Here is a 24853-nt window from a genome sequence, read left to right as displayed (position 1 = left end):
CCATCATGTCCCAGCCCCGCACCACTCGCTGCCTGATCATCGGTTCAGGCCCCGCCGGCTACACCGCCGCCATCTACGCCGCGCGCGCCCTGCTGAAGCCCGTCCTGATCGCGGGCATCCAGCCCGGCGGCCAGCTAACCATCACCACCGACGTGGAGAACTATCCGGGCTTCGCCGACGTCATCCAAGGTCCCTGGCTGATGGATCAGATGCGCGCCCAGGCCGAGCACGTAGGCACGGAGATGATCAACGACATCGTCCTGTCCGTCGACCTGTCCAAGCGTCCCTTCCATGTGAAGTGCGACAGCGGCGCCGAATGGCTGGCCGAGACCCTGATCATCGCCACCGGCGCCCAGGCCAAGTGGCTGGGCATCGACAGCGAGGCCAAGTTCCAGGGCTTCGGCGTCAGCGCCTGCGCCACCTGCGACGGCTTCTTCTATCGCGGCAAGGAAGTGATCGTGGTCGGCGGCGGCAACACCGCCGTGGAAGAGGCCCTGTTCCTCACCAACTTCGCCAGCAAGGTCACCCTGGTCCACCGCAAGGACGAGCTGCGCGCCGAACGCATCCTGCAGGAACGCCTGCTGGCCCACCCCAAGATCGAGGTGGTCTGGGACAGCGTCCTCGACGAGGTGACCGGCGAGAGCGACCCGATGGGCGTCACCGGCGTTCGCCTGAAGAACGTCAAGACCGGCGAGACCCGCGACCTGTCCTGCGACGGCGTGTTCATCGCCATCGGCCACGCCCCGGCCTCGCAACTGTTCGCCGGCCAGCTGGAGATGGATTCCAGCGGCTATCTGAAGGTGAAGGCCGGCACGGCGGCGACCGCCGTCCAGGGCGTCTACGCCGCCGGCGACGTCACCGACGACGTCTATCGCCAGGCGGTCACCGCCGCCGGCATGGGCTGCATGGCGGCCCTGGAGGCCGTGCGCTTCTTGGCCGAGGAAGACCACGCCAAGGCCCACAACCCGATCAGCCACGCGGAAGCCGAGAAGATCGGCGCCTGGTAAGCTGACCTGAGATCCTCCCCCTCTGGGGGAGGTGGCCCGGAGGGCCGGAGGGGGACTGCTGAGTCAGGCCCCCCTCCACCGCTTTGCGGTCCCCCTCCCCCAGCGGGGGGAGCACCTACTGAGGCTGAGGTTGCGGCTTCGGCTCCGTCGCCGCCGGTTCCGCCGGGGGCCTCATGCGCTCCTCCAGCGCCTTCAGCCGCGCGTTGATCTGCTCCATCTCCTCGGGCGTCGCCTGACGGCGTCCGGCCAGGGTGGTGCGGACGCGTGTGCGCATGCCGTCCGGCGCATTGGCGTCAGGAACCTGCACCACCTCGATGCGGCCGGTCGGGCCGGGAATGGTCACCGTCTTGGTGGCGACGGCCTTGCCGTCGATCACCAGGGTGTCCGGCGTCGGGTTCTGGATGCGGGCGTCGAAGCCGGTCAGCACCGCCTGGGTCAGCTTCAGCTCCCCGCCCGCATAGCGGCCGGTGAACGCCGCCGGCTCGCCCGCCGGGCCGGTCCAGCGGTAGAAGATGTGCGCCCCGATCTGGCGCAGCTTGACCAGGGTGGGCGCCCAGTACGGCGCCACATAGTCGGCGTGATAGTGGGTCGCCGTCCCCACGCTCTTCAGCACGAAGCCGTTCAGCGCCCGGCGAGCCACAGACTGCGCCTGGGCGTAGAGGACGGGGTTCAGCGGCCGGGCCAGGGAGCCGTCGCAGGTGAAGCTGAACTGGCAGCCGGTCACCCTCTGCGAGCCCTCGAACACCACCCCGCAGACCGATTTGGGATAGCCCGGATGCCGCATGCGGTTCAGCACCGTCTGGGCCACCGCCTGCTGTCCCTCCAGCGGCTCATAGGCGGCTTCGAAATAGACCGCCTGCGACAGGCACTGCAAAGCCCGATCCCGCTCCGCGCCGCCGGCTTTCAGCACGAACGGCCTGGCGGGCGCCAGGGGCAGAGGGGATGCGGCCTTGAAGGCGTTGATCTTGCGGGCGGTGTCGAAATCGACCGTCGTCAGCGACAGGGTCGGAAGGGTCTTCAGGTCCAGCCGCTCCCAGCCGGGAACGCGGCCCCAGTAGTCCAGGCGCGGAACCGTATCGTGCCGCCGCGCCACCGACAGCGCGGCGTCGTCCATGTCGGCGGTCAGCCGGCCGAAGGCGCGATCCGACAGGCCGCGGGCGGTGGCGGCCACGCCCTGCGACTTGCCCGTCCCCCGGGCCAGGTAGTAGCGGCTCGCGCACGCGCCCAGCCCCGCCACGGCGACGATCGCCGTGACGAGAGCAAGCCCCTTGGCCAGGCGCGTGCGCAGACGCCTACTTCCCGTCGAGGGTCGAGCGGATCATCCAGGCGTGCTTTTCATGCGCGGCCAGACGTTGGGTGATCAGGTCGACGGTCGCCTCGTCGCCCGCTTCCTCCGCCGGCTCGACGGCCGCGCGCAGGGTGGCGATCAGGGTCTCGTTGTCCTTGAGCAGCTCGCCCAGCATGGCTTCCCAGCCGCTTTCCGGATCACCGTCGCGGATGGCCGAAAGGTTGCCGAACGCGCCGTAGCCCATGGGCGCCGCGACAGCCAGGGCGCGCAGGCGCTCGGCGATCTGGTCCAGCGCCGCCCACTCCTCGGTGTACTGGCCTTCCAGAAGGACGTGCAGCGACTGGAAATAGGGACCGCGCACGTTCCAGTGATAGCCATGGGTCTTCAGATAGACGCCGTAGCTGTCGGCCAGCACCTTGGACAGGGCCTCGCCGATCGCCTTGCGTTGAGCGTCCGTGAACCCGGTGTTGATCTTGGCCGGCATGCGCATCTCCTCTGTTGCATCGCTAAGGTATGGTCGTCCATCTTGGTGACAAGATGTAGCAGGGCGGAAGCTGCGCTTTCGAAGGTACAAAGCCCGAATGTCCAGGGACGGCGCCCGCAAGCCCGCTTTCCGACCAGAACTCCTGGCGATGCGGCTAGCTCCCATCCGCTCACCGGGTTTTCTGGGCGGCTTCGCCGTAACCGCCGCCTCGGTCGGCGGAGCCATCCTGCTCTATCTGACGGTCGCCGGCATCTCGGCCGACATCAGCCCGACCCAAGCCTTCTTCCCCGCCCTGATCGTCGCCACCCTCTATGGCGGCTGGCGCTGGGGCGCGGTCTGCATCGCCGCCGGCGCGGCGGTCACCTGGTGGCAGTGGGCCGGCGCCTCGGGGCATCCGCTCACGCCGATCCAGCAAGGAGCCCTGGTGCTCTATCTGCTTGCCGCGGCGCTGACGGCCGGGGCGGCCGAGGCCCTGCGCGCGACCATCATCCGCCTGGATGAGACCGACCGCGCCCGCACCAACGCCGAACAGGCCCTGACCGCCAGTGAAACCCGCCTCCAGCTGGCTCAGGCCGCCATCGGCCTTGGCGTCTGGGAATGGAACCTCGTCACCCAGGACATTCAGTGGTCCCCAGGCTTTCGCCGAAATGTCGGCATAGCGGCCCAGGTCCGCCCCGACTTCGAGACCTTCCTGGCCCATATCAACGACGCCGATCGCGAACGGGTGCGCAACGGCGTGCTGGCCGCCATCGACCGGGGGGGCGTCTATGAAGTCGAGTATCGCCTGGCCCAGACCAGCGAGAGCGGCGGCGAACGCTGGCTGCACAGCCGGGGCGAGATCATCGACGATCCGGAAACCGGCCCTCGCCTGATCGGGGTCAATTTCGACGTCACCGCCCGCCGCGCCGCCGAGGCAAGCCTGCGTGAAAGCGAGGCTCGGTTCCGCGCCCTGGCCGACAGCGCCCCGGCCCTGATGTGGGTGTCGCTGCGCGGTGGCCGACGCGAGTTCGTCAACCGCGCCTATGTGGAGTTCTCGGGGCTGGAGGGCGACGCCGCCCTCGACCTCGACTGGCGCGACGTGCTGCACCCCGAAGACCTGCCCCGCATCCTCAAGGACCAGGTGGCGGGCGAGGCGTCCATGAAGCCGTTCTCGCTGGAGGCCCGCTATCGTCGGGCGGACGGCGAATGGCGCTGGCTGAAGTCCTACTCCCAGCCCCGCTACGGTCCGAGCGGGGCGTTCATCGGCTTCATCGGCATCGGCTTCGACATCACCGAGGCCAAGCAGGCCCAGCTGACCCTCGCCCAGGTCAACGTCTCGCTCACCGAGCGGACCGAGGTCGCCCTGGCCGAGCGCGACGCCGCCCAGGCCGCCCTGATCCAGGCCCAGAAGCTGGAGGCCGTGGGCCAGCTGACCGGCGGCGTGGCGCACGACTTCAACAACCTGCTGACCGTGGTCATCGGCGCCCTCGACATCGTGCAGAAGAACCCCGAGGATCCGCGCCGCCGCGAGCGTCTGGTCGAAGCGGCCATGTCCGCCGCCCGCCGTGGCGAGCGCCTGACCCAGCAGCTTCTCGCCTTCTCCCGCCGCCAGCCCCTGCGGCCAGAGGTGCTGCACGCCGACGCCCTGATCACCGAGCTGGAGCCGCTGCTGCGCCGCGCCATCGGCGAAGCGGTGACCCTGGAGCTGGACCTGCGGGCCGAGAACTGCGCCGCGCGCATCGACGCAAGCCAGTTCGAGGCCGCCCTGCTGAATCTGTCGGTCAACGCCCGCGACGCCGCCCCCAACGGCCGTATCGTCATCGGCACCGCGTGCCTGGACGCGCCGCCGACCAGCGACCTGCCCGACGGCAAGTATGTCCGCATCTTCGTCCGCGACGACGGCGAGGGCATGGACGCCGACACCGCCCGCCGGGTGTTCGAGCCGTTCTTCACCACCAAGCCCGTGGGCAAGGGCACCGGCCTTGGCCTGTCGCAGGTCTACGGCTTCGCCAAGCAGAGCGGCGGCGGCGTGATGATCGACAGCGCGCCGGGCCAGGGGGCCACCGTCTCCCTGCTGCTGCCCATGGTCGCCGAGCCGGTCCGCGTCGCCGAACCCGCCGCGCCGACCGCCGAGACGCCCGCCCCCGCCGTCAGCCTGACCATCCTGCTGGTCGAGGACGACCAGGACGTGGGCGATCTGGTCGAGACCATGCTGGTCGAGCTGGGCCACCGGGTGATCCGCGCCGACCACGTCGACACGGCCCTGAAGATCGCCGCCTGCGACGCCGAGGTCGGCCTGGTGCTCACCGACGTCATCATGCCCGGCGGCGCCAGCGGCGTGGACCTGGCGCGGGAGCTGGCCCGCACGCGCCCCGGCCTGCCAGTTGTTCTGTCGTCCGGCTATACGGGCGAGACCTTGGCCCTGGCGGAGGCCGCGCCCTGGCCCCTGCTGCGCAAGCCCTACGCCATGGACGCCCTGGCCGCGGCCATCGCTCGGGCGGCGGAAGCGACCCAGCCGGCCTGAGCAGCGGCTTAGCATTCAATGGAGCGGCAACATCAACCGCTCATCCCCGCCTTCGCGGGGATGAGCGGGGTTCATAGGCGGTACGAGGGCTGGCTGGTACCGGCGCCCAAGGAGGCTTTTTGATTCGCGCCTCTTTCCGGAACCCGGTTTGACGTTTATATGTCTTTCACGACTTTTGCTCACTTTCAGCATAAGTCGGGCGCCGGCGCTCTCGGCCCGGCGTTTTTTCTGGCCCCCGTAATGCTCACTTTGAGCATAAGGAGGATCGAGATGGCAGACGGTTCCGCTCACCTGGTCTTCACCCCCGAGGTCGAAGCCCTCACCGCCCCCATGTGGGAAAAGGTGAAGGCCCAGGTCAGCCCCCTGGAATGGCGCCTGCACGCGCCCCTGATCGCCGAGATCAATCGCCTGAAGCGCGAGAAGAACGCCGCGATCCTTGCGCACAACTACATGACGCCGGAGATCTTCCACGGGGTGGGCGACTTCGTGGGCGACAGCCTCGCCCTGGCCAAGGAAGCGGCCAAGTCGGACGCGGCGATCATCATCCAGGCCGGCGTCCACTTCATGGCCGAGACGTCCAAGGTCCTGTCGCCGGACAAGAAGGTGCTGATCCCCAACCTCGAGGCCGGCTGCTCGCTCGCCTCGTCGATCACCGGCGCCGACGTGGCCCTGATCAAGCAGCGCTATCCCGGCGTGCCGGTCGTCACCTATGTGAACACCACCGCCGACGTGAAGGCGCAGACCGACATCTGCTGCACCAGCGCCAACGCCGTGCAGGTCGTCGAATGGGCCGCCAAGGAATGGGGTACGGATCGCGTGATCCTGATCCCCGACGAGTTCCTGGCCCGCAACGTCGCCCGCCAGACGGAGGTGAAGATCATCGCCTGGGCCGGCCGCTGCGAGGTGCACGAACGCTTCACCGCCGAGGACATCCTTGAGATCAAGGCCGCCTATCCGGGCGCCGAGGTCCTGGCCCACCCCGAATGCCCGGCCGAGGTGCTGGAGGTGTCGGACTTCGCCGGCTCCACCGCCGCCATGAACGACTACGTGGTGTCGAGGAAGCCCAAGCAGGTGGTCTTGATCACCGAGTGCTCCATGGCCGACAACGTCGCCGCCGATGCGCCGGAAACCGAGTTCGTCCGCCCCTGCAACCTGTGCCCGCACATGAAGCGGATCACCCTGCAGAACATCTACGACGCCCTGGTCAACGACGAGTTCGAGGTGACGGTGGACCCCGCCATCGCCGAACGGGCGCGCCTGGCTGTCCAGCGGATGATCGACCTGCCGCCCCCCGCCCAACCGGCCCGCTACGACCTGGTCAAGGCGCGCCACCACGTGGACGTGGAGCTGATCTGACGACTGTAACTCCCCCCTCTGGGGAGGGGGACCGCGAAGCGGTGGAGCGGGTTTTGCTGAGTCAGCGAGCCCCTGCGTCCCTTCGGGACACCTCCCCCAGAGGGAGAGGATTGGTTGAGGAGGTCCCCATGGACCGCATCACGATCGACGGCCCGCTGATCCTTGGCGCGGGGCTGGCCGGCCTGACCGCCGCCCTGTCGGCCGCGCCGCGCCAGACGCTCGTGCTCAGCGCCTCGCCGCTGAACGAAGGCTGCTCCTCGGCCTGGGCTCAGGGCGGCATGGCCGCCGCCCTGTCGGACGGCGACACGCCTGCACTTCACGCCGCCGACACCATCGCCGCCGGCGCAGGCCTTTGCGATCCCGCCGCCGTCGCCCTGCTGACCCGCGAAGGGCCGGAGGCTGTCCGCCGCCTCGCCGATCTCGGCGCGCCCTTCGACCGCACGCCCGACGGCGGCTTCGCCCAGAGCCTGGAGGCCGCCCACGGCCGCGCCCGCGTCGCCCGCGTCGGCGGCGACGGCGCCGGGCGCGCGATCATGGCCTCGGTCATCGCCGCCGCCCGGGCCGCCGCCCACATCGAGATCCGCCAGAACGCCCGCGCCGTCGCCTTGCTGCGAGACGCGGCCGGCCGCGTCCGCGGCGCCCTTGTTCAACAGGCTGGGGTCGAACAGGCCGGCGCCCTAGTCGAAATCCGCGCCGCCGCCGTGATCCTGGCGACCGGCGGGCTGGGCGGCCTCTACGCCGTCACCACCAATCCCCGCGCCGTGCGTGGCGAGGGGCTGGGCCTGGCCGCCCTGGCCGGCGCCCGCATCGCCGATCCCGAGTTCGTGCAGTTCCACCCCACGGCCATCGACATCGGCGCCGATCCCGCCCCCCTGGCCACCGAGGCCCTGCGCGGCGAAGGCGCCTTCCTGGTCGACGTGTTCGGCGAGCCGTTCATGACCCGCTACGACCCGCGCGGCGATCTGGCGCCGCGGGACGTGGTCGCCCGCGGCCTGCATGCCGAGCGCGCCGACGGCCGCATGACCTTCCTCAACGCCATCGAGGCGGTGGGACCGAACTTCCCGCACGAATTCCCGGCGGTGTTCGAGGCTTGCCGCGCCGGCGGCATCGACCCGCGCCGCGAGCTGATCCCCGTCGCCCCGGCCGCGCACTATCACATGGGCGGCGTGTGGACCGACCTGGACGGCAAAACCTCCCTGCCCGGCCTGTTCGCGGCGGGCGAGGCCGCCTGCACCGGCGTCCACGGCGCCAACCGCCTGGCCTCCAACTCCCTGCTGGAAGCCGCCGTGTTCGGCGCCCGCGCCGGCGAGGCGGCCCGCGACGAGGCCCTGCCCGCCACCGCCATCCTGGCCGCCGCCCCGACGCCGGAACTGCCGGCCGCCGCGCTGAACCAACTGCGCATCGCCATGAGCCGCGACGCCGGCGTGGTCCGCGACGCCGACGGCCTGGCCCGCCTGTGCGGCCTGATCGAGGGGCTGGAGCAGGCCCACGGCGCCGCCCCGGCCCTGATCGCCGCGCGTCTCGTCGCCGCCGCCGCCCTGCAGCGGCAGGAAAGCCGGGGCGGTCACTTCCGCGCCGACTTCCCCCTGGCCGCCCAGGCGGCCCGCACCATCATCGAGGGCGCATCCGCCCGCAGCCTGATCGCCGCCGAATGACCCCTTCGCTTCCCGACGTCCTGATCGACCCCGTCGTCCGCGCCGCCCTGGCCGAGGATCTGGGCCGGGCCGGCGACGTCACCGCCATGGCCACCATCGACGCCGAGGCGCGGCTGAGCGCGAGCTTCGGCCTGCGCAAGGATGGCGTGATCGCCGGCCTCGACTGCGCCCGTCTCGCGATCCTGGCCATGGACCCGGCAGCCACCTTCACGCCCCTGGTCGCCGACGGCGACGCCGCCAAGGCCGGGACGGTCCTGGCCCGGGTGGAGAGCAACGCCCGCGGCCTGCTGTCAGCCGAGCGCACGGCCCTGAACCTGCTGTGCCGCCTGTCGGGCGTCGCGACCCTGACCTCGATCTACGTGGCGGCGGTCGCCGGGACCAAGGCCCGCATCGTCGACACCCGCAAGACCACCCCCGGCCTGCGCGCCCTAGAGAAGTACGCCGTGCGCTGCGGCGGCGGGATCAACCACCGCTTCGGCCTGGATGACGCCATCCTCATCAAGGACAACCACGTGGCCGCCTGCGGTTCGGTCGGTGAAGCCGTCCGCCGCGCCCGCGCCTTCGCCGGCCACCTGATGAAGGTGGAGGTCGAGATCGACCGCCTCGACCAGTTGGAAGACGCCCTGACCCATGGTCCGGACGTGGTCATGCTCGACAATTTCAGCCTCGCCGACCTGCGCGCCGCCGTCGCCCAAACCGCCGGCCGCGCGGTGCTGGAAGCCTCCGGCGGCGTGAACCTGTCAACGGTGCGTCAGATCGCCCAGACCGGCGTCGACGTCATCAGCGTCGGCGCCCTGACCCATTCGGCCCCGGTGCTGGATATCGGGCTGGACGCCTAGATCGGCGTCGGATCCTGCGGCTTGGCCTTCGGCTTGCCGCGCAGCCACGGGGCCAGCCAGTCCTGCACCGGTTGATCCACGTGCTTGTGGAACAGCCACGCCACGTACATCGACACCGGGAAGGCCAGCCACCACAGGCCCCACTGCACACCCAGCCAGATCGGCATGGCCCGCACCGCCGCGTGCTGGGCGGTGAACCACAGGAAGCCGGTGAAGGTGTGGGTGATGAACAGGGCGAAGGACAGCTTGGCCGCCTCCTCGATCAGCTTCGACGGCTTGGTCACCGGCAGGCGGCCCGCGCCCAGCACGATGGCCGCGATGCACAGGATCGACGCGAAATCGAAGCGGCCGAAGACCTGAAGGCCGACGAACACCACCGAGCCGCCCCAAAGCATGGCGCGAGCGACCGGGATCGTCGGCCAGCCCAGCTCCACCGCCCGCGCCAGGCAGGCGCCCAGGGCGAACAGCGGCGCGGCGCGGAACAGGCCGTCATTGAATGGCAGATCGTATAGCGGCCGGCTCCACATCCGCCACGACAGGGCGTTGAACGCCAGCACCCCGGCCAGGCCGATCAGCGGCAGCAGGAACGCCCAGCGCACGCTGGCCACGCCCCGCCACAGGAACGGGAAGAAGGCGTAGCAGACGATCAGGGCCGATAGCGACCAGCTCGGCAGATTCCAGCCATCGCCCCCGTCGAACAGGTGCCAGGCGTGGACGAGGAAGGTCTGCAGCGGCAGGTCGTTCCACATGAACCGCGTCGGGCTGTGCGCGTCCGTGCCGGTCATGTTGAACAGCACGACCGAGACGGCGAAGGCGGCCAGAACGATCAGGTGCGCCGGCCACACCCGCATCACCCGCCGCAAAAGGAAACGCAGGGCGGTGACCTTGCCGGCCAGCACCTGCGGGCCATAGGCGCGGCCCAGGACATAGCCCGACAGCAGCAGGAAGAAATCCGTCGCCAGGAAGCCCCGCGCGAAGACCGGATGCACCCGCCACAGCTTCCACGGTCCCTCGGACCCGAAGTGGTAGAGAACGATCAGCAGGGCGGCGAGAAAACGCAGGGCGTCCAGCGCGCCGCCGCGGACGGCGGGGGAGACCTTTTGGGCGCTGGCGGGGGACGCGTTCACGAGCCCGTCCATGGCACAGGTCGCCCCACGGCGAAACAGGCGAGAGGTCGCGCGTCGTAAGGTGTGGCCGATATGGAACGTCCCCTGTCAGGCTTGGAACAGCCCCTTTCCACATCGGTTACCTCTCCACACCACAAGGAGAGGCACGATGTCCAAGCAGCCCCCCATCCCGCCCGAGCAACGCAGCGTGGCCGGCGGCGACGAGCCCCAGCTCCGCGACGCCAAGGCCCCGCACGACAGCGCCGCCGAGCGCAGCGGCGTGAACCCCGACCAGCAGGGCCAGACGGCCAACACCCGTCAGAACACCACGGCCCACCTCAGCACGCAGGACCGCTGATCATGCCGGACAAGCACCCCAACACCGAGCGGTGGGGCGGCCCGGGCGCGAGCCACGAGGACGCCTCCAAGCCTCAGCCTCCCAAGGTCGATCCCCGCGCGCCGGGCGAGCCGACCAACACCCGTCACAGTCACGTCTCCGGCGGCGGGGGGGAGCGCGACATCCATCATGCGCGCAACCCCGAGGCCAAGAGCGACTTCGAGGAAAACTCCACGGAGCGGGCCAAGCCCTGACGACTTGCGGGGCGTGAGCGGAAGGCCCATCTGTTACTGCAACTGTATCAGATGGAGCGACCGCTCATGTCCCGCATGCCCGTTCTCTTCCTCGGCCACGGCTCGCCGATGAACGCCGTCGAGGACAACGCCTGGTCTCGCGGCTGGGCCAGGATCGGCGAGGAGCTTCCGCGCCCCAAGGCGATCCTGATGATCTCCGCCCATTGGGAGACGCGCGGCGTCGCGGTCACCTCCGGGACCGCGCCCCACACCATCCATGACTTCTTCGGCTTCCCGCAGGCCCTGTTCGACGTGCGCTATCCGGCGCCGGGCGATCCGGCCCTGGCCGCCCGCGTGGCCGAGCTGCTGTCGCCCGAGCCCGTGGTCTTCGACGCCCAGCGCGGCTTCGACCACGGCAATTGGGGCGTGCTGATCGCCGCCTATCCCAAGGCCGACATCCCCGTGGTCCAGCTCAGCCTCGACCGCACCCGCCCGCCGCAGGAGCACTACGATCTAGCCCGCCGCCTGGCGTCCCTGCGCGACGAGGGCGTGCTGATCATCGGCAGCGGCGACATTGTCCACAACCTGCGCGCCGCCGACTTCCGCAAGCCGCAAGCCCCCGCCTGGGCCGACCGCTTCAACGAGACCGCCAAGCGCCTGATCGAGACCGGCGACCACGGCCCGCTGATCGACTACGCCAGCCTGGGCGAGGACGCCCTGGCCTCGATCAACAGCGCCGAGCACTACCTGCCCTTGCTCTATGTGCTGGGCGCCCAGCAGCCCGGCGACCCGGTCAGCTTCTTCAACGACGACGTCTTCGCGGCGATCTCGATGACGAGCGTCCGGGTAGGCTAGGCCGTGACCTTCATTCGCGCCGCCGCCTTCTCCGCGGCCGCGCGGCGCTCCGCCATCCCGTCCTCGTAGATCGCCTTTACGCGCGCCAGCACCTTCTGCGGCGCCTTATCGGGCGAGCCGCTGTCGAAGGGCGGGTGGGGGTCGTACTCCACGCCCAGCTGCACCGCCTGGGCCACCCCGTCGCCGGCGATCTCGGCGATCAGGGTCAGGCCGAAGTCGATGCCGGCCGTCACCCCGCCGCCGGTGACGAAGCGTCCGTCGCGCACCACCCGCTGCGCCGTCGGGATCGCCCCGAACAGCGCCAGCTGATCGCGCCACGCCCAGTGGCACCCCGCCTTCTTGCCGGTCAGCAGACCCGCCGCCGCCAGGACCAGCGAGCCGGTGCAGACCGACGTCACGTACTTCGCCCCCCAGGCCAGCCGCTTGATCTCGCCCAGAAAGGCGTCGTCCAGCATGGCCTGGGTCACGCCGAAGCCACCCGGCACGCACAACACATCGCAGGTCTCGATGTCGGTCAGCTTGCCCAGGTTGCAGAAGGTCAGCCCCTCCGCCTCCACCGGCTCCCCATCGAGAGAGGCCACCGTCACCTTCGCCCCGGGCAGGCGGCTCAGCACCTGGTGCGGGCCGGTGAAATCCAGGTGCGTGACACCCGGAAAGATCGCGAACACGATGTGGGTCTCGGACAGCGGCATGAGGGGCTCCGATGCGGGATTTGACGCTTCATCCTCCCTCGCCTACCGTCTGGCTCAAATGACATAGTTCCCTCGGATACGGTCATGACACGGCGGCTGGGCTTCCTCATCTTTCCAAACTTCCAGATCCTCGACGCGGCAGGGCCCGTGGCCGCCTTCGAGATCGCCGCCCGCTTCGTGCCGGACGCCTACAGCCTGAAGATGGTCTCGCGGGACGGCGGGCTGATCCCCTCTTCCTCCGGCGTCATGATGGCCTCCGACAGCTTCGAGGATGTCGGCCCGCTCGACACCCTGCTGGTCGCCGGCGGCGAGGGCACGCGCTCGCCCGCCATCTGCGCCGACACCCTGGACTATGTCCGCGCCTGCGCCGCCGCCGGTCCGCGCATCGCCAGCATCTGCTCCGGCGCCTATGTCCTGGCCGCCGCCGGTCTGCTGGACGGCCGCCGGGCCACCACCCACTGGCGCCGCACGCCGGACTTCCAGAAGCGCTTTCCGAACGTGAAGCTGCTGCCCGACCGCATTTTCGTGCAGGACGGTCCGATCTGGACCAGCGCCGGCATCACCGCCGGCATCGACCTGGCCCTGGCCCTCATCGCCGCAGACCTGGGCGAGGAAGTCGCACGCCAGACGGCCCAGGAGCTGGTGGTCTATCACCGCCGCCCCGGCGGCCAGTCACAGTTCTCGGCCCTGCAGAGCCTCAAGGGCGGCGGCCGGTTCGATGCGCTGCTGGCCTGGGCCCGCGAGAACCTGACCGAGTCCTTGTCGGTGGAGCAGCTCGCCGGCCAAGCGGCCATGAGCCCGCGCCACTTCGCCCGCAGCTTCACCGCCGCCGTCGGCGCCACCCCGGCCAAGGCGATCGAGCGTCTGCGGGTCGAGGCCGCTCGCGCCCTGCTCGATTCCGCCCCGCTGCAGGTGGAGGACGTGGCGCTCGAGACCGGCTTTGGCGATTCCGAGCGCATGCGCCGCGCCTTCATCCGCGCCTTCGGCCAGCCGCCCCAATCCCTGCGTCGCCTCGCCCGCGCCTGAAAACCCTTTCCAGCGAACGTGGTGCGGCTAATGTCCCCCGTCTGGGGGAGAATAGGTCATGCTGGGAACCGAAAAGACCGAGGCCGAAGCGGCCAAGCGACTGGACGCCTTCGTGGACGCGGCCTTCGCCTTCGCCCTCACCCTTCTGATCATCACCGGGGGACTGCCGCCCGCCACCATGGCGGACCTTGCCCTGGCGCTCGGCCGCATCCCGGCCTTCGCCGCCAGCTTCGCCCTGATCATCCTGTTCTGGATGCAGCATCGCGCCTTCGGCCGCATCACCGCCCGCCGCGACGGATGGGCGACCGGATTCAGCCTGGGCATCGTCTTCGTGATGCTGATCTACGTCTTCCCGCTGCGCCTGCTTGCCGAGAGCACGCTGCACTTCGTCTTCGGCCAGCGCCTGCCCGGCCGGGGCCTGATCACCAGCTTCGCCGACCTGCGGACGCTGTACATGGTCTACGGCCTGGGCTTCGGCTTGTTGGCGGCCCTGTTCGCCGGCCTCTTCGGCGCCGCCCTGCGCGCACCGGACATCACCGAAACCGGACGGATCGAGGCGGGCCTCACGGTGCGTATCTGGACCGGGATCGCAGTCATCGGCCTGCTGTCGATCCTGGCCGCCGCCTTCGTGCCGATGAGTGCGGCCCCGTGGCTGCCCGGTTCGATCTACGGGGTCATCCCCCTGGCCGTCTGGCTCCTGGCCTCGCGCCAGCCGAAAGCGGCCGTAAAAGTCCAGGCCGGGGTCGAAGCATGAGCCGCCACATCGCCCTGCTGCGTGGAATCAATGTCGGCGGGCGCGGCCTGCTCTCCATGGCCGACCTGCGCGCCCTGGCCGCCAGCATCGGCTTCACCGATGTGAAGACCCTGCTCCAGAGCGGCAACATGGTGTTCAACGCCGCCGGATCACCAGCAGAGCTGGAACGCAAGCTTGAGGGCGCCCTCAAGGCGCACGCTGGACGCGATATCCTTGTGATGATCCGCACCCCGCAGGAGTGGGCGGCGATCATCGACGCCAACCCCATGCCGGACTTCGCCGCCCAGCATCCCAGCTTCTACCAGGCCTTCTTCATGAAGGAGCCGCTCGAGCCCGCCGCCCTCGCCGCCGCGCTGGAAGCCCATGAAGGACCGGAGACCTTCCACCTCGACGGGCGGACGATCTATGCGAGCTTCCCGGGAGGCATGAGCCAGTCGACGCTGATGGACAAGCCCTTGGACAAGCGGATCGGCGCAGTGACCACCGCCCGCAACTGGAACACCGTGCTCAAGCTGCGCGACGCCGCCGGCGCCTAGGCCGCGCTGAGCCGCTCCACCTTGGCCTCCACCCGCTCGACCATCCCCGCCAGCTCCTCGGCGCGCAGGGCGTCCAGCCGGTCATGCAGGCGCAGGATCTCCAGTTCCGCCCGCAGATTGACGACGTAGTCATGCTCGGCCGCCTTGCGGTCGCGCGCGGCCTGGCGGTTCTGGCTCATCATGATGATCGGCGCCTGGATCGCCGCCAGGGTCGACAGGATCAGGTTGAGGAAGATGAAGGGATAGGGGTCGAAGGCGTGGCCCAGCGGCCTCAGCAGCAGGTTGGCCCCCATCCATAGGATCAGGGCGGCGGCGAAGCCGAAGATGAAGCCCCAGGAGCCGCCTACCGCCGCGACCTTGTCGGCCAGGCCGTCCCAGAAGGCCGGCTTGTTGTCGACGCAGGGATGCAGGTTGGTCGGCGACTCGTCCGCGATCAGGTCGATCACGCTCCGTTTCAGCGGCGACAGCTCGGCATAGCGCATGCCCAGCAGTTCGCGGGAAAGACGGTCACGGATGGGGTCGGTCATGCAAGCCTCCTGGCGGATGGGTCATTGGACACCACCCGCCAGGGGAAGCAATCGGCCTCTACTCTTCGGAGACGGCCGCGGTCTTGATGGCGGCTTCAGCCACCTTTTCCGCCGCCGGAGCAGCGGTCTTCACCGGCTTGTCGGCGGCCGGGGCCGTCGCCTTGGCGGCGATCGGCAGGGCCTTGCCGCCGGCCGGGACGATCTTGACCTCGGCGGCGGGGCCGGCGGTCAGGGTCGCGGTCTCGGCATCCGCCAGGGCGGAGCCGGCCATGTACAGCCCCCCTTGCGGCAGGTTCGGCGCCGCCGGAGCGGGCGCCAGGCTGGCCAGGACCGTCGGCGCGACGTCCGTGGCCTTGGCCAGGGTCAGTTGCGGCCGCTCCATGAAGGTGGCGGGACGGGCGCGCCCGTTGAACTTGTAGAAGACATGCAGGCCCACCTGGGCGACGCGCATCATGCGCGGGCCCCAGTTCGGCGCCACGGCCGTGGTGTGGAAGTGCGTGGCCGAACCGACCTCGGCCATCACGGCGCCGGACAGGGCGCGGGTGGCGATCTTCTCGGCGCGGCTCCAGGCCCCGCCCTCGCGGCCGCGACGCATGGAGCCGTCGCAGGCGAAGCTGAACTGGCAGCCGCCGCGCGCGCTGGCGCGCTGGAAGACGACGCCGCAGACAGTCTTGGGGAAGGCCGAATGGCGCACGCGGTTCAGAACCACCTGGGCCACCGCCTGCTGGCCGCGCGGGCCTTCGCCGCGGGCTTCGTAATAGACGGCCTGCGACAGGCATTCCAGCTCGCGGGCCTGGTCCAAGGCGCCGGCCATATGGAAGGGCTGGGCCGCCGGATTGAAGCCGCCGCCGAGGCTGGCGCGCATCACGAAGTTGCGGTCGAGGTTGGAACCGGTGGCCTGAGCCTTGCGCTCTAGACGTGCGGCCAGAATGGAAGATCGACGGTCCCGCGCGGCGTCGCCGGCGACGGTGAACGGATCATGGCGGCGAGCGACCGACTGAGCGCCGGCGTCCATCCGCAGGACGGCCTCTTTGAGGGCCGTCTCGGAGAACCCTTCGGCCGCGGCTGCGGCCAGGCGGGTTGAGCGTGCATGCTGCGTGGCGGTCTGGGCCATGCCCCCCGCCAGGTAGGCGCCGCCGAGGATCAGGCCAACGGCCGTTCCAATCAACGCAGCGCCGAACAGCGCACGCGCGTCCGCGCGTGTCTGGGTCTTAAGAGACAAAAGATCGTGTCCTATGCGGCAAGGGCAGGATGCGCCCTCTGTCGTACGCCGCGTCAGAGCCGTTAACCTTGGTAACGCTTAGCCCTGACGAGGCGGAGCAGGCCGGTTCACGTCAGCCCAGCTCCAAGTCGTGAAATCGTCTTATGGCGAAATCCGCCCGGATTCGCAAGCACGCTCCGCTGGCGGGACCATGAGTCGCTTCGCCGACGACTGCAAGATGCCCCGTTAAGCGTTGCTGCAAAAAAGATTTTTCCTCGGACCGAAAGGCTCGAAAAACCTGTTCGGAACCCCTTCGCAAGCGTCGCCGTTGATAGGCCGACACCGATCTGGAGGGATCAAATGGTTAAGCTCGTAACAATTCTCGCCGTCTCGGCCGCAACCCTGGCCGTGGCCGCCTGCGGCCATAATGTCGAACAGCGCGCCGCCACCGGGGCCGCCACCGGCGCCGTCGTGGCCGGTCCCGTGGGCGCCGTCGCCGGCGCCGCCGTGGGAACCGTGGTCAGCAAGGGCGTCGACAAGGAATAGCCGAAGCCAGGAATGCGGGCGGCGAGTTCACGACGCCGCCCGCGCTTGCGCGCCTCAGCTCCGCGCCAGACGCCAGATTTCGCGCCCCATTCCCACCACGGCGATCGCCGCGGTGACCATCAGGCCGATATCCACGCCCAACTGGATGGTCGTCATCCAGTCAGGATGCGATGTCGCTTCCACATGGAATAGCGGCCGCGCGTCCCACAGAGCCCAGGTCAGGGCCAGCACGATCAGGTGACTGGCGAGGAACAGACCTGCCCGCACCCTCACCGCCGCCGTCAGGAGCAGGTCGGAAAGGTATGCCGCGATCTGCACCACCAGCAGTCCGGCGATCGGCCAGTGCAGGGCCGCCCAGATCGGCGCGGGGATGATCCGCAGGCCATCCTCGCCGACGTCGCCGAACGGTAGGGGCGTGAAGCCCAACCACCAGGCCAGCACCCACACGGTCACCACCAGTTCGAAAAGGCTCTCGAACCGCGACTTGCCGCGCTGCTTGGGCGCCTTGCCTCCCACCGGGCCGATAGCGCCCAGGCTGCCGAGGGCCGACACGCCGGGAATGTCCGGCATGGCGGGCGCCACGGGCGGCAGCCGCGACGGCTTCCAGTCGTCCAGGAAGTTCAGCTTCACCACGCCACGCTCCACCAGCCAGCCGGCGATGGTCAGCAGGCCGACGACGGTGATCGTCAGGCTCACATAGTTGTGGACGCCCTGGATGATGACCTGGGCGAAGTTGGCCTGGGTCATGAGGGCGATCACGGTCAGCACCGCCGTCACCAGCGCGCCGATGGCCAGCGAGACCTTCACCGCCTGCATGTAGAGGGGATAGACGGCGGGTCCGATCAGCGGACCTTGCGCCCCATACCGGCCGGCCACGGTCAGGGGATGGCCGTTGGCCTTGATGATCGCCTCCTGCTCGGCGGCGGTCAGGGGGCGGCCGAGCTCGGCCTCCTTCTCCTCGAACCGGTTCAGCAGCAGGTCGCGGATCTCCGCGGTGATGTCGTCGCGCTGGGCGCTGGGCAGCAGGGCGGCCACCGCCCCAAGATAACGCTCGAGCAGGTCCATTTTGGTCCCCCTTCCTAGAGCAGCTTGTCGAGAGATGAGTTCATGGCCCGCCATTCGACGGCCAGGCGGGCCAGCACGCCGACGCCCTCGGGCGACAGGCGATAGAAGCGCTTCTTGCGCTTTTCCTCCTCGCGCCACTCGCTGGTCAGCAGGCCCTGGGCCTCCAGCCGGCGGAGCATGGGATAGAGCGCCCCCTCGTCGATATCGACGCCCACCTCGGACAACGCCCGACGCAGGGTGTAGCCGTACCGCTCCTCCTGAAGCTGGGCGAGAACGGCCAGGATCAGGCTCCCCCGCCGCAGCTCCTGGCGGAGCGTTTCAAAGATGTCCGTGTCGTTCGGCATGAGGTGTGCGCCAAATAGTGTGTATCACATGGTGTGCGATACACAGTGTATGTCACACAGTATGGAGGCGCGCAAGCCTCACAGGGCCGCGCCAGTTATCCCCATTTCGCATAACAATGTAATCTTGACAGTGTGCATACGCACGACCATTGAAGCCCCATGGCCAAGCCTCAGCGCATCAACACCTGCAACGCCTTCGCCCTTCGCCAGGCCACGCGGTACGTCTCCCAGTTGTACGACAAGCGCTTGGCGCCGGTCGGCCTGACCGGGCCGCAGTTCAGCCTGCTGGCGCAGCTGGAAGGCGACGGTCTGACCATGGTCGAGCTGTCGCGCCTGCTGGTCACCGACCGCACCACCCTGGTCCGCACCCTGCAGCCGCTGCAGCGCGACGGCCTGGTCGCCGCCACGCCCAAGGGCCAGGGGTCGCGCCAGCTGATCCTCACCCTCACCGCCGAGGGACGCGACCGCCTGAAGGCCGCCCTGCCCCTGTGGCGCGAGGCCCAGGACGCCTTCGAGGGCCGCGTCGGCCTGACGGAAGCCGAAAACCTCCGCCGCCAGCTGCTTAAGCTGACCCAGCACATCTGACGCCGCATCCGTACAAGCCGCCGGGCGGCCCCTTGCGCATCATATTGTGCATATGCACTTATGAAGCTCCACTGGAGACACCACCATGCAGATCCAAGGCTCAATCGCCCTCGTCACCGGCGCCAATCGCGGCATCGGCCGCGCCTATGTCCAGGCCTTGCTCGACCGTGGCGCGGCCAAGGTCTACGCCGCCGCCCGGGACGCCGGCTCGATCGCGTTCAATGACCCGCGCATCGTCCCTCTCGCCCTCGACGTATCCGACGCCGCCCAGATCGCCGCCGCCGCCAAGGCCGCGCCGGACGTCACCCTGCTGATCAACAACGCCGGGGTCATCTTCGGCGGCGAGTTGCTGCGCGACGACGTGGTCGACGCCGCCCGCAGGGAGATCGAGGTCAACTACCTGGCGCCGCTGGCCCTCACCCAGGCCTTCGCCCCGGCGCTGAAGGCGGCCAGGGGCGGGCTGGTCAACGTCCTGTCCATGCTGGCCAAGGTGGCGGCGCGCGGGGCCGTGACCTATTCGGCCTCCAAGGCCGCCGGCCTGATGCTCAACACCGCCCTGCGCGCCGAACTGGCCCCGCATGGGGTCGCGGTCGTCGCCGTCCTGCCCGTGCAGGTCGACACCGACATGGGCCGCGGCCTGCCCGAGCCGCGCCTGACGCCGGAGGAAGTCGTATCCGAGACCCTCGACGCCCTGGAGAACGGTGCGGACGAGGTCTATCCCGGTGTCCTGACCAGAAACGCCCTGGCCGGCTTCACCGCCGACCCCAAGGGTTTCCAGGCGGCTCTGCTAGGCGGCGGGAACCACTGACACCTGCCGCCAGTTGCTGACACTCACCGTCAGCAGCCGCGCTGGCGTTCGGGGCGGCGAGAACCTACTTTCACATCATGCCTCCCGCTCCGACTTCCGGCGTCGCCGACGCCTCCGCCGCCTTCGCCCAAGACGTCGCCGCCGAGGTGATGCCGATGCTGTGGACGCCGCACCGCCCCGCGCGGCCGCAGAAGTCCGAGGGCGGCCGCCGTTTCCGCCTGGCGTCGGAGTACCAGCCCGCCGGCGACCAGCCGACCGCGATCCGCGAGCTGACCGCCGGCCTGAAGGAGCGCGAGCACGACCAGGTGCTGCTGGGCGTCACCGGCTCGGGCAAGACCTTCACCATGGCCAAGATCATCGAGGAGACCCAGCGTCCCGCCTTGATCCTGGCGCACAACAAGACCCTGGCCGCCCAGCTCTATTCCGAGTTCAAGAGCTTCTTCCCCGACAACGCGGTCGAGTATTTCGTCTCGTACTACGACTACTACCAGCCCGAGGCCTATGTGCCCCGGACCGACACCTACATCGAGAAGGACAGCTCGATCAACGAGCAGATCGACCGGATGCGCCACTCGGCCACCCGCGCGATCCTGGAGCGTGACGACGTCATCGTCGTGGCCTCGGTCAGCTGCATCTACGGCATCGGCTCGGTCGAGACCTACACCGCCATGACCTTCAGCCTGGAGGTCGGCCAGCAGGTCAACGAAAAGCAGCTCCTCGCCGACCTGGTGGCCCAGCAGTACAAGCGCAACGACGCCGCGTTCGAGCGCGGCAGCTTCCGCAAGCGCGGCGACACGCTGGAGATCTTCCCCGCCCACTACGAAGACCGCGCCTGGCGCGTCTCGTTCTTCGGCGACGAGGTGGAGTCGATCAGCGAGTTCGATCCCCTCACCGGCAAGAAGACCGCCGACCTGCCGGCCGTGAAGATCTACGCCAACAGCCACTACGTCACGCCGCGCCCGACCCTGAAGCAGGCGATCATCTCCATCCGCCAGGAGCTGAAGGAGCGGCTGGAGTGGATGATCGCCAACGGCAAGCTGCTGGAGGCCCAGCGCCTGGAGCAGCGCACCACCTTCGACCTGGAGATGATGGAGACCACCGGCTCCTGCGCCGGGATCGAGAACTACAGCCGCTACCTGACCGGCCGCCACGCCGGCGAGCCGCCGCCCACCTTCTTCGAATACATCCCCGACAACGCGATGCTGTTCATCGACGAGAGCCACGTCACGGTTCCGCAGATCGGCGCCATGTACAAGGGCGACCGCAGCCGCAAGACCACCCTGGCCGAGTACGGCTTCCGCCTGCCCAGCGCCATGGACAACCGCCCCCTCAAGTTCGAGGAGTGGGAGGCCATGCGCCCGCAGACCCTGCACGTCAGCGCCACTCCCGGCCCGTGGGAGATGGAGAAGGCCGGCGGCGTCTTCTCCGAGCAGGTCATCCGCCCCACCGGCCTGATCGACCCGCCGGTCGAGGTGCGCCCCGTCTCCACCGGCGGCTTCAGCCAGGTGGACGACGTCATCGACCAGATCCGCCAGACCAATGCCAAAGGGTATCGCACCCTCTGCACCGTCCTGACCAAGAAGATGGCCGAGGACCTGACCGAGTACATGCACGAGCAGGGCCTGCGCGTGCGCTACATGCACTCCGACATCGACACCTTGGAGCGGATCGAGATCATCCGTGACCTGCGTCTGGGCGCCTATGACGTGCTGGTCGGCATCAACCTGCTGCGCGAGGGCCTCGACATCCCCGAATGCGGCCTGGTCGCCATCCTCGACGCCGACAAGGAAGGCTTCCTGCGCTCGGAGACCTCCCTGATCCAGACCATCGGCCGCGCCGCGCGGAACGTGGACGGCCGGGTCATCCTCTATGCCGACCGCATCACCGGCTCCATGGAACGCGCCATGGCCGAGACCTCGCGCCGCCGCGAGAAGCAGGAGGCCTACAACGCCGAGCACGGCATCACGCCCGAAAGCGTGAAGCGCGACATCAAGGACATCCTCAACAGCCCTTACGAGAAGGATCGCGTCACGGTCCCCGCGGGCCTGGCCGAGGGCGGCGACGCCAAGCCGTTCATGGGCGACAACTTCAAGGCGACCCTGCGCGACCTGGAAGCCAAGATGCGCGAAGCCGCCTCGAACCTCGAATTCGAAACCGCCGCCCGCCTGCGCGACGAGATCAAGCGCCTCAAGCTGATGGACCTCGAGTTCGCGAAGGATCAGCTCGGCTCCAACTGAACGCCCTCGCCCCTCGCGGGAGAGGGGCAGGGGTGAGGCGCCCGCCAAACAAAGCCCGCCCCAATAAAATCCCCCCACCCTGTCGGCTTCCCCCCACCCCATCCGTCGTTCCATCATCGAACACCCCAGCGACGGAGAAGGACAATGCGCGTGATGGTGCTGGTGAAAGCCACCGGCGATAGCGAGACGGATTTCGTCCGCACGCCGCAAACCGACGCGATGATGCAGGCCATGGGCCGCTTCAACGACGAACCTCAGGCCGCCGGGGTCCTGGTCATGGCCGACGGCCTCAAGCCCACGTCTCACGGCAAGCGCATCGCCTTCGACGGCGCCGCCCGCACGGTGATCGACGGCCCCTTCACCCCGGCCCGCGACCAGGTCGCCGGCTTCTGGCTATGGGACGTCAAGGACCTGGACGAAGCCGTCGCCTGGGTGAAACGCTGTCCCAACCCAATGCCCGGCCCGAGCGAGATCGAAATCCGGCCGTCCTACGAGCCGGGCGACCTAGCCTGAAGATCCTTCTCCTTAGGGGGAGGCGGGCCGGCGCGGCCGCTTGCCCGCAATCGCCCGCCCCTCAGCAACCCGCCTCAGCCACGCGCCTGATCGTGCGCCGCGCCCCGGGATTTTGTCCTGAACGCCGCCTAGGCGAGCGGCGGGGGGCTGAATAGCGTCGGGCGGTGGATCAACGGCGGGGGCCGGCGGCTTGATGAAGATGGTTCTGTACGCAGCCGCCTGGACCTGGGCGGCCTGGGTGACGGTGATGCTCTACGCCTGCGCCTCGCGCCTGCATCAGCTGCTGCGCGTCATGAAGCGGGAGCGGGATTAGCCCCTTCACGCGGGGAAGCGGGGAGCGCTCGATCACTACCCTTGCACGAAAGTTGTGCAAGCTTCGCTATACGATTGATATTCTTTCACATAACATCGGTCTCATCCTGAATTCAGCTGGGGGGCTGAGCGTCATGGAGATCGTGTTGTTCGTGCTCGCCTGGGCGTGGATGGCCTGGGTTTCATTGGTGCTTTACGGGTGCGCGTCGCGGACGCATCAGATGCTTGAGCTGCTCAAGCGGCTCAACCTTGTTTCGCCGCCATCATCACCGCCTCCACCACCGGCGCCATAATCGCGGGCGCCCGGCGACCGGCCTTACTGGCCGTCGGCGTCCACGATGATCATCACCGGCTTGCCGCGCGACAGCGGATCCCACCCCGCCGCGATAGCCGAGGCGATGGCGGTGGTCACCAGGCGCACGGGGATCGATTCCGGCTTCAGCACCGGCGCGCCCAGGCGCGGGCGCGGACCGGGCGGGAACTCCAGCACCACCTCGCGCTGCCCCTCGGCGTCGCGCGCGGCCAGGGCCATGCCGGTCATGGCGTTGTCGTCCCGCGACCAGGCCGGCCGGCGTTGCAGCCACCAGACATAGGTGCGGCCGTCGATCTCGACCTTGAACTCGGGAACTTGCTTGCTGCGCGCCATGCGGTCTGGTTAGCGCGCCTCATGCCCGCAAGCCACCCTTAGACCGCCTCCGCACCTTCCGGCAGAGTGAAGGCGAAAACCGCGCCGCGGCCGGCAGGCTTGTTGCGCGCCCAGATGCGCCCGCCGTGGGCCTCGATGATCGACTTGCAGATCGACAGGCCCATGCCCATGCCGGTCGCCTTGGTGGTGAAGAAGGCGTTGAACAGCTGGTCGGCCTTGCCATCTTCGACGCCGGGGCCGGCGTCCTCGACCTCCACCCGCACGCCGGCGGCCTCCGCGTCCGGGCGCGTGCGCACGGTCAGGCGGCGGCCGACCTCCTGACAGGCCTCGCAGGCGGCCATGGCCTGGATAGCGTTGACCAGCAGGTTCATCACCACCTGCTGCACCTGCACCGGATCGGCCTTCACCGGGGGCAGGCCGGCGGCCAGGTCGAGGATCAGCTTGACGTCGTGGGTCTCCACCTCGCGCTGGACCAGCAGGCTGGCGTCCCCGACCAGGGCGTTCGGGTCGTGCAGGGCCGGGTCCGGCGCGGTCTTGGTCGACATGGCGCGGATGCGGGCGATGATGCCGCTGGCCCGCTGGCCGTCGGCGATCATGCGGTTGATGGCGGCCCGAGCCTCGTCGAGGTCCGGCTGGGCCCGGTTCAGCCAGCGCAAGGACGCCTCCCCGTTGGTGACGATGGCGGCCAGGGGCTGGTTCACCTCGTGGGCGATGGAGGCGGTCAGCTCCCCCAAGGTCGAGACCCGCGCCGCGTGGGCCAGGTCCGCCTGCACGCGCGCCAGCTCGTCCTGCGCCCGCTTGGTGTCGGTCAGGTCCACCAGGCCGATCAGCAGGATGCCGCGCTCCACCGAGTCGCGGGGGAAGCTGGCGGTGAACAGCACGTCCATCTCGCCGCCATCCAGCCGGCGCAGGCGGGTGACCGCCTCGAAATTGGGTTTGCCGCTGATGGCGGCGACGACGCTTTCGGCGAAGACGTTCTCGCTGGCCACCGGCCAGAACCGGTCTACGGGGCCCATAAGCACTTCGCGCGGCGCGCCAAATTGAGCGATCGACTTATCGTTCACGTCCAGCACGAGGCTGGCTTTCATGAGCTCCCGCACCACCCCAGGATGCTCGACAAAGTGGCGCTGAAGATCGCCGACACCTTGCTTGCGCAGCCCGTAGATGATCCGGCCGGCGCCGCTGAAATCCATCTCCCAAAAGGCCACGGTCATGGCCGCGAACATATTTCGGTAGCGGTATTCGCTCGCCTTCAATCGTTCGACCGCATCGGCCGCGTCGTCGTGCATTCCGTCCCCGCCGGCTTTTGGGGCGGCAAGTGTCTGCATGGCGCCCTCTGCGACTTGTAAGATAGCGCTCGAAGTCGACATTCCGCCACGGCTTCTAAACCTCCGTATG

Annotated in this window: 26 protein-coding genes; 16 read left to right on the top strand and 10 right to left on the bottom strand. The window is 69.1% G+C overall.

Features of this window, described 5'->3' with window-relative positions; all coding sequences use genetic code 11:
* The first annotated feature begins 5 nt into the window (after positions 1-5).
* A complete protein-coding gene (trxB, locus tag ABOZ73_RS14280) occupies positions 6-1007 on the top strand; it encodes a thioredoxin-disulfide reductase (RefSeq protein WP_369058806.1) in 1002 nt (333 codons plus the stop codon).
* Positions 1008-1122: 115 nt separating this feature from the next.
* On the opposite strand, the gene ABOZ73_RS14275 is transcribed toward trxB, so the two are convergent.
* Positions 1123-2244, bottom strand: a complete 1122-nt coding sequence (locus tag ABOZ73_RS14275) for a cell wall hydrolase (protein ID WP_369058805.1) — start codon at positions 2242-2244, stop codon at positions 1123-1125.
* 55 nt (positions 2245-2299) lie between these two features.
* Positions 2300-2779 (bottom strand): Dps family protein, encoded by a 480-nt coding sequence (locus ABOZ73_RS14270; protein WP_369058804.1) that lies wholly within the window; start codon positions 2777-2779, stop codon positions 2300-2302.
* A gap of 148 nt (positions 2780-2927) precedes the next feature.
* On the opposite strand from ABOZ73_RS14270, the gene ABOZ73_RS14265 reads away from it, so the two are divergent.
* The 4 genes from ABOZ73_RS14265 (at position 2928) to nadC (ending at position 9132) form a co-directional block, all read left to right on the top strand.
* A complete protein-coding gene (locus tag ABOZ73_RS14265) occupies positions 2928-5282 on the top strand; it encodes a PAS domain-containing protein (RefSeq protein WP_369058803.1) in 2355 nt (784 codons plus the stop codon).
* Between the two features lie 240 nt (positions 5283-5522).
* The gene (gene nadA, locus ABOZ73_RS14260; protein WP_369058802.1) at positions 5523-6638 is read left to right on the top strand and encodes a quinolinate synthase NadA; all 1116 of its coding nucleotides are present in this window, start codon (positions 5523-5525) and stop codon (positions 6636-6638) included.
* A 128-nt stretch (positions 6639-6766) separates the two neighbouring features.
* The gene (locus tag ABOZ73_RS14255) at positions 6767-8293 is read left to right on the top strand and encodes an L-aspartate oxidase (RefSeq protein WP_369058801.1); all 1527 of its coding nucleotides are present in this window, start codon (positions 6767-6769) and stop codon (positions 8291-8293) included.
* Positions 8290-9132: a carboxylating nicotinate-nucleotide diphosphorylase gene (gene nadC, locus ABOZ73_RS14250; RefSeq protein ID WP_369058800.1), complete on the top strand. Its 843-nt coding sequence runs from the start codon at positions 8290-8292 to the stop codon at positions 9130-9132. Before ABOZ73_RS14255 ends, nadC begins: the two co-directional genes overlap by 4 nt.
* Here nadC and ABOZ73_RS14245 read toward each other — a convergent pair.
* Positions 9129-10259: an acyltransferase family protein gene (locus ABOZ73_RS14245; protein WP_369058799.1), complete on the bottom strand. Its 1131-nt coding sequence runs from the start codon at positions 10257-10259 to the stop codon at positions 9129-9131. The genes nadC and ABOZ73_RS14245 overlap by 4 nt on opposite strands.
* Positions 10260-10407: 148 nt before the next feature.
* Here ABOZ73_RS14245 and ABOZ73_RS14240 point away from each other — a divergent pair, with 148 nt between their 5' ends.
* The 3 genes from ABOZ73_RS14240 (at position 10408) to ygiD (ending at position 11663) form a co-directional block, all read left to right on the top strand.
* Positions 10408-10596, top strand: a complete 189-nt coding sequence (locus ABOZ73_RS14240) for a hypothetical protein (protein WP_277787883.1) — start codon at positions 10408-10410, stop codon at positions 10594-10596.
* Between the two features lie 2 nt (positions 10597-10598).
* A complete protein-coding gene (locus ABOZ73_RS14235; RefSeq protein ID WP_277787884.1) occupies positions 10599-10829 on the top strand; it encodes a hypothetical protein in 231 nt (76 codons plus the stop codon).
* Positions 10830-10895: 66 nt separating this feature from the next.
* Positions 10896-11663, top strand: a complete 768-nt coding sequence (gene ygiD, locus ABOZ73_RS14230; protein ID WP_369058798.1) for a 4,5-DOPA dioxygenase extradiol — start codon at positions 10896-10898, stop codon at positions 11661-11663.
* Here the strand turns inward: ygiD and ABOZ73_RS14225 are convergent.
* Positions 11660-12355, bottom strand: coding sequence for a DJ-1/PfpI family protein (locus ABOZ73_RS14225; protein WP_369058797.1), 696 nt, complete (start codon positions 12353-12355; stop codon positions 11660-11662). The genes ygiD and ABOZ73_RS14225 overlap by 4 nt on opposite strands.
* A gap of 84 nt (positions 12356-12439) precedes the next feature.
* On the opposite strand from ABOZ73_RS14225, the gene ABOZ73_RS14220 reads away from it, so the two are divergent.
* Genes ABOZ73_RS14220 through ABOZ73_RS14210 form a run of 3 tightly spaced genes read left to right on the top strand, consistent with a single transcriptional unit; the run spans position 12440 to position 14671 of the window.
* Positions 12440-13381, top strand: coding sequence for a GlxA family transcriptional regulator (locus ABOZ73_RS14220; protein WP_369058796.1), 942 nt, complete (start codon positions 12440-12442; stop codon positions 13379-13381).
* 58 nt (positions 13382-13439) lie between these two features.
* Positions 13440-14135 (top strand): TMEM175 family protein, encoded by a 696-nt coding sequence (locus ABOZ73_RS14215; RefSeq protein WP_369058795.1) that lies wholly within the window; start codon positions 13440-13442, stop codon positions 14133-14135.
* Positions 14132-14671, top strand: coding sequence for a DUF1697 domain-containing protein (locus ABOZ73_RS14210; protein ID WP_369058794.1), 540 nt, complete (start codon positions 14132-14134; stop codon positions 14669-14671). Before ABOZ73_RS14215 ends, ABOZ73_RS14210 begins: the two co-directional genes overlap by 4 nt.
* On the opposite strand, the gene ABOZ73_RS14205 is transcribed toward ABOZ73_RS14210, so the two are convergent.
* Both ABOZ73_RS14205 and ABOZ73_RS14200 read right to left on the bottom strand, forming a co-directional pair.
* Entirely contained in the window at positions 14668-15198 is a 531-nt protein-coding gene (locus ABOZ73_RS14205) for a DUF1003 domain-containing protein (RefSeq protein WP_369058793.1), read from the bottom strand. The genes ABOZ73_RS14210 and ABOZ73_RS14205 overlap by 4 nt on opposite strands.
* A 58-nt stretch (positions 15199-15256) precedes the next feature.
* Positions 15257-16312: a cell wall hydrolase gene (locus ABOZ73_RS14200; RefSeq protein ID WP_369058792.1), complete on the bottom strand. Its 1056-nt coding sequence runs from the start codon at positions 16310-16312 to the stop codon at positions 15257-15259.
* 447 nt (positions 16313-16759) lie between these two features.
* Here ABOZ73_RS14200 and ABOZ73_RS14195 point away from each other — a divergent pair, with 447 nt between their 5' ends.
* Positions 16760-16945: a hypothetical protein gene (locus tag ABOZ73_RS14195; RefSeq protein WP_369058791.1), complete on the top strand. Its 186-nt coding sequence runs from the start codon at positions 16760-16762 to the stop codon at positions 16943-16945.
* A gap of 54 nt (positions 16946-16999) precedes the next feature.
* Here ABOZ73_RS14195 and ABOZ73_RS14190 read toward each other — a convergent pair whose 3' ends face one another.
* Together ABOZ73_RS14190 and ABOZ73_RS14185 are read right to left on the bottom strand one after the other, a co-directional pair.
* Complete coding sequence (locus tag ABOZ73_RS14190) at positions 17000-18010, bottom strand: hypothetical protein (RefSeq protein WP_369058790.1); 1011 nt, start codon at positions 18008-18010, stop codon at positions 17000-17002.
* Positions 18011-18024: 14 nt separating this feature from the next.
* Complete coding sequence (locus ABOZ73_RS14185) at positions 18025-18354, bottom strand: PadR family transcriptional regulator (RefSeq protein ID WP_369058789.1); 330 nt, start codon at positions 18352-18354, stop codon at positions 18025-18027.
* Positions 18355-18513: 159 nt separating this feature from the next.
* On the opposite strand from ABOZ73_RS14185, the gene ABOZ73_RS14180 reads away from it, so the two are divergent.
* The 4 genes from ABOZ73_RS14180 (at position 18514) to ABOZ73_RS14165 (ending at position 22497) form a co-directional block, all read left to right on the top strand.
* On the top strand, positions 18514-18939 hold the full coding sequence (locus tag ABOZ73_RS14180) for a MarR family winged helix-turn-helix transcriptional regulator (protein WP_369058788.1): 426 nt from the start codon (positions 18514-18516) through the stop codon (positions 18937-18939).
* A gap of 85 nt (positions 18940-19024) precedes the next feature.
* Positions 19025-19747 (top strand): SDR family NAD(P)-dependent oxidoreductase, encoded by a 723-nt coding sequence (locus ABOZ73_RS14175; RefSeq protein ID WP_369058787.1) that lies wholly within the window; start codon positions 19025-19027, stop codon positions 19745-19747.
* A 77-nt stretch (positions 19748-19824) separates the two neighbouring features.
* A complete protein-coding gene (uvrB, locus tag ABOZ73_RS14170; protein WP_369058786.1) occupies positions 19825-21984 on the top strand; it encodes an excinuclease ABC subunit UvrB in 2160 nt (719 codons plus the stop codon).
* Between the two features lie 144 nt (positions 21985-22128).
* Positions 22129-22497, top strand: coding sequence for a YciI family protein (locus ABOZ73_RS14165; RefSeq protein ID WP_369058785.1), 369 nt, complete (start codon positions 22129-22131; stop codon positions 22495-22497).
* 628 nt (positions 22498-23125) lie between these two features.
* Here ABOZ73_RS14165 and ABOZ73_RS14160 read toward each other — a convergent pair.
* Both ABOZ73_RS14160 and ABOZ73_RS14155 read right to left on the bottom strand, forming a co-directional pair.
* The gene (locus ABOZ73_RS14160; protein ID WP_369058784.1) at positions 23126-23455 is read right to left on the bottom strand and encodes a hypothetical protein; all 330 of its coding nucleotides are present in this window, start codon (positions 23453-23455) and stop codon (positions 23126-23128) included.
* 38 nt (positions 23456-23493) lie between these two features.
* Entirely contained in the window at positions 23494-24744 is a 1251-nt protein-coding gene (locus tag ABOZ73_RS14155; RefSeq protein ID WP_369058783.1) for a sensor histidine kinase, read from the bottom strand.
* Between the last annotated feature and the right edge of the window lie 109 nt (positions 24745-24853).

It is taken from the genome of Caulobacter sp. 73W (genome assembly GCF_041021955.1).
GTDB lineage: Bacteria > Pseudomonadota > Alphaproteobacteria > Caulobacterales > Caulobacteraceae > Caulobacter.
This window is presented reverse-complemented; position numbering and strand designations above follow the sequence as displayed.

What these genes read in the sequence shown, in the direction of transcription:
- trxB (WP_369058806.1), top strand. Translation starts at nt 6, where the DNA reads ATGTCCCAGCCCCGCACCACTCGCTGCCTGATCATCGGTTCAGGCCCC.
- ABOZ73_RS14270 (WP_369058804.1), bottom strand. Translation starts at nt 2,779, where the DNA reads ATGCCGGCCAAGATCAACACCGGGTTCACGGACGCTCAACGCAAGGCG.
- ABOZ73_RS14265 (WP_369058803.1), top strand. Translation starts at nt 2,928, where the DNA reads ATGCGGCTAGCTCCCATCCGCTCACCGGGTTTTCTGGGCGGCTTCGCC.
- nadA (WP_369058802.1), top strand. Translation starts at nt 5,523, where the DNA reads ATGCTCACTTTGAGCATAAGGAGGATCGAGATGGCAGACGGTTCCGCT.
- ABOZ73_RS14255 (WP_369058801.1), top strand. Translation starts at nt 6,767, where the DNA reads ATGGACCGCATCACGATCGACGGCCCGCTGATCCTTGGCGCGGGGCTG.
- nadC (WP_369058800.1), top strand. Translation starts at nt 8,290, where the DNA reads ATGACCCCTTCGCTTCCCGACGTCCTGATCGACCCCGTCGTCCGCGCC.
- ABOZ73_RS14240 (WP_277787883.1), top strand. Translation starts at nt 10,408, where the DNA reads ATGTCCAAGCAGCCCCCCATCCCGCCCGAGCAACGCAGCGTGGCCGGC.
- ABOZ73_RS14235 (WP_277787884.1), top strand. Translation starts at nt 10,599, where the DNA reads ATGCCGGACAAGCACCCCAACACCGAGCGGTGGGGCGGCCCGGGCGCG.
- ygiD (WP_369058798.1), top strand. Translation starts at nt 10,896, where the DNA reads ATGTCCCGCATGCCCGTTCTCTTCCTCGGCCACGGCTCGCCGATGAAC.
- ABOZ73_RS14225 (WP_369058797.1), bottom strand. Translation starts at nt 12,355, where the DNA reads ATGCCGCTGTCCGAGACCCACATCGTGTTCGCGATCTTTCCGGGTGTC.
- ABOZ73_RS14220 (WP_369058796.1), top strand. Translation starts at nt 12,440, where the DNA reads ATGACACGGCGGCTGGGCTTCCTCATCTTTCCAAACTTCCAGATCCTC.
- ABOZ73_RS14215 (WP_369058795.1), top strand. Translation starts at nt 13,440, where the DNA reads ATGCTGGGAACCGAAAAGACCGAGGCCGAAGCGGCCAAGCGACTGGAC.
- ABOZ73_RS14210 (WP_369058794.1), top strand. Translation starts at nt 14,132, where the DNA reads ATGAGCCGCCACATCGCCCTGCTGCGTGGAATCAATGTCGGCGGGCGC.
- ABOZ73_RS14205 (WP_369058793.1), bottom strand. Translation starts at nt 15,198, where the DNA reads ATGACCGACCCCATCCGTGACCGTCTTTCCCGCGAACTGCTGGGCATG.
- ABOZ73_RS14200 (WP_369058792.1), bottom strand. Translation starts at nt 16,312, where the DNA reads ATGGCCCAGACCGCCACGCAGCATGCACGCTCAACCCGCCTGGCCGCA.
- ABOZ73_RS14195 (WP_369058791.1), top strand. Translation starts at nt 16,760, where the DNA reads ATGGTTAAGCTCGTAACAATTCTCGCCGTCTCGGCCGCAACCCTGGCC.
- ABOZ73_RS14190 (WP_369058790.1), bottom strand. Translation starts at nt 18,010, where the DNA reads ATGGACCTGCTCGAGCGTTATCTTGGGGCGGTGGCCGCCCTGCTGCCC.
- ABOZ73_RS14185 (WP_369058789.1), bottom strand. Translation starts at nt 18,354, where the DNA reads ATGCCGAACGACACGGACATCTTTGAAACGCTCCGCCAGGAGCTGCGG.
- ABOZ73_RS14180 (WP_369058788.1), top strand. Translation starts at nt 18,514, where the DNA reads ATGGCCAAGCCTCAGCGCATCAACACCTGCAACGCCTTCGCCCTTCGC.
- ABOZ73_RS14175 (WP_369058787.1), top strand. Translation starts at nt 19,025, where the DNA reads ATGCAGATCCAAGGCTCAATCGCCCTCGTCACCGGCGCCAATCGCGGC.
- uvrB (WP_369058786.1), top strand. Translation starts at nt 19,825, where the DNA reads ATGCCTCCCGCTCCGACTTCCGGCGTCGCCGACGCCTCCGCCGCCTTC.
- ABOZ73_RS14165 (WP_369058785.1), top strand. Translation starts at nt 22,129, where the DNA reads ATGCGCGTGATGGTGCTGGTGAAAGCCACCGGCGATAGCGAGACGGAT.
- ABOZ73_RS14160 (WP_369058784.1), bottom strand. Translation starts at nt 23,455, where the DNA reads ATGGCGCGCAGCAAGCAAGTTCCCGAGTTCAAGGTCGAGATCGACGGC.
- ABOZ73_RS14155 (WP_369058783.1), bottom strand. Translation starts at nt 24,744, where the DNA reads ATGCACGACGACGCGGCCGATGCGGTCGAACGATTGAAGGCGAGCGAA.